This window comes from Nostoc sp. CHAB 5715, assembly GCF_020829685.1.
GTDB lineage: Bacteria > Cyanobacteriota > Cyanobacteriia > Cyanobacteriales > Nostocaceae > Nostoc.
Window position 1 is genome coordinate 1 of the sequence record NZ_JAIVFR010001120.1, and the last position, 2243, is coordinate 2243.

Consider the following 2243-nt stretch of genomic DNA (forward strand, 5'->3'; position numbering starts at 1 on the left):
TCGTCTAGCTCTACTTCACGTACTCGCAAAACTGCGGGAAGCATGAAGCAACTAGGGGCAAAGAAGCGTCAAAAATCTGTAGAAGTCTCCGCTAAAAACGAACTGAGGGATGTAGAAACCCACAGTTGGCTCCGCCTGAACTGTGGGTAGTTCATGAGTAGTTCTGTACCAATCCCGATCAGGGATTGAAATAATTCAGATATGGCTACTGACAATACACTTACCAACAAACGGATTCGACTAAGAATTCCCAAAAACTATCACCAGGAACCTGTAATTTCTCGCCTGGTATCTGACTGTGGACTGACTGTGAATATCACGGCAGCGATTTTGGGAGCGAATGCTGTGGGTGATGGTTGGTTTGACCTTGAATTACAAGGAACAGATGCACAAATTCAGAGCGGGTTAACCTATCTCCACGATTTGGAATTGGAAGTCTGGGATGACACTAAAGCAACCGATTGGTAAAGGTTATAGCAACATGCAGTGAGGGCGTAGGCCTAGCTGCACGCCCTCACGAATCCTTCTCCTTATAGCCAATTGAGAACTGCTATATTAACCAACTACGCTTGAATGATGAAGTCTGTAGCTGTGAGAGTGGGCGCACCGCTAAGGGTGGCAAATAGACCACCGCTACCAAAACCAGCCGCACTACCATTTTGGTTGTAGAACAACTGCCCACTTACAGCGTTGTAGACAATTTTCGCTGTGCTGGCTTTGCCTAAAGTAGTCACTTTAAAATCACTGGCATTACTAAAACCTGTTCCTGGGGTAGAAGCGATGCCTACGGCAACCCGAAGCGGGAACGCACTAAAGGTAGTCTTATCTAGGATAATCTTGTCACCTTGGGAGTGTTTGAAGTCAGCGATCGTATCTTGACCAACAGCAGAACTGGTAAAAGGAGCATCGGTGTTGTAAAGGAAAGAGTCGCCACCTGCACCACCCGTGAGAACATCATTACCAGCACCACCAACGAGTGTATCATTACCAGCACTACCCCGTAGCAGGTCGTTGCCACTCAAGCCGTCGATTTTGTCATTACCTCCCTGACCATTAACCACATCAGCAGAGTTGTCAAAACCCTTGACGTTGTTGGAAAGGTCATTGAGGAATGTCACTGTGTTCTTGTTGAACAGGCTAGTTTGAGTTGAGTTAGCATCCAAAACATCAAAACTGTCGAAGAGGCTGGTTTGTCCATCAAATAGGATATTACCAATGTCAGACCTTGCTCCAGAAGCTGGCAAGTTATCCAAGTTTTCTAACTGAAAGTTTTGCAGAGTGACTTTGGTATTGGACACATTTTCAAAGGTGACTTCTAAATTGTTGCCATTTTGAGTCAACAGCAGATTTCGGGCAGTTAAGCCAGTCCCGATAAATTGCAGTGTGTCAACATTGGCAATTACCTCTGCCGATGGGTTTGTACCTTTACCAACACCACTAAAATCGGTAATAGTGTCATTGCCATCACCTCGGCGAATCACAAACTTATCTTGACCGCCATTACCTGTTAGGGTATCATTACCTCCTCTGCCGTCGATGATATTGTTGCCAATTGTGCCTACGAGAGTATCTGCACTAGAAGTTCCCGCGATCGGAGCTATCACTTTCAGGGTGGTAGTAGCAACGTTATTGGTATTGCTGTGGGCTTCGCCATCATCGACAACAAACTGAATTGTACGGGTAGTAGTGTTGGGAGAGTATAAATTGGAGCTAGAAGCTCGGGCCGATAGGTTCGGAGAGTATAAGTTGGAGCTAAAAGCTCGGGCCGATAGGTTCGGGGAGCATAATTTGGAGCTAAAAGTTCGGGCCGATAGGTTCGGAGGGTATAAATCGGAGCTAAAAGCTCGGGCCGATAGGTTCGGAGGGTATAAATCGGAGCTAAAAGCTCGGACTTATAGGTTCGGAGCGTATAAATCGGAGCTAAAAGCTCGGGCCGATAGGTTTGGAGCTTATAAATTGGAGCTAAAAGCTCGGACTTATAGGTTCGGAGCTTATAAGTTGGAGCTAAAAGCTCGGGCTGATAGGTTCGGAGATTATAAATCGGAGCTAAAAGCTCGGGCTGATAGGTTCGGAGATTATAAATCGGAGCTAAAAGCTCGGGCTGATAGGTTCTGAGAGCGTATCCGTCGAAGCTATTAGCTCGGAAATAGTGTTTTTTAACTAATAATTACTATCCTGCCCCTAGAAGGGAATAGTTCTGAGCATTTGTGAAGTGCGTTTCAGGCATTGATCTGACACTCTGA

The 2243-nt window shown here is 45.9% G+C and carries 1 protein-coding gene and 1 pseudogene; one reads left to right on the forward strand and one right to left on the reverse strand.

What is annotated here, in order from left to right; genetic code table 11:
- Positions 1 to 201: 201 nt before the first annotated feature.
- Positions 202 to 468 carry an NIL domain-containing protein gene (locus tag LC574_RS36655; protein ID WP_229458533.1) on the forward strand — a complete coding sequence of 89 codons (267 nt, stop codon included), beginning with the start codon at positions 202 to 204 and terminating at the stop codon, positions 466 to 468.
- A gap of 95 nt (positions 469 to 563) precedes the next feature.
- Here the strand turns inward: LC574_RS36655 and LC574_RS38655 are convergent.
- Positions 564 to 1592, reverse strand: a pseudogene (locus LC574_RS38655) (hypothetical protein); the annotation flags it as partial.
- Positions 1593 to 2243: the final 651 nt, after the last annotated feature.

Excerpts from the sequence above, each read along its gene's own strand:
- LC574_RS36655 (WP_229458533.1), top strand. The coding sequence starts at position 202 with ATGGCTACTGACAATACACTTACCAACAAACGGATTCGACTAAGAATT.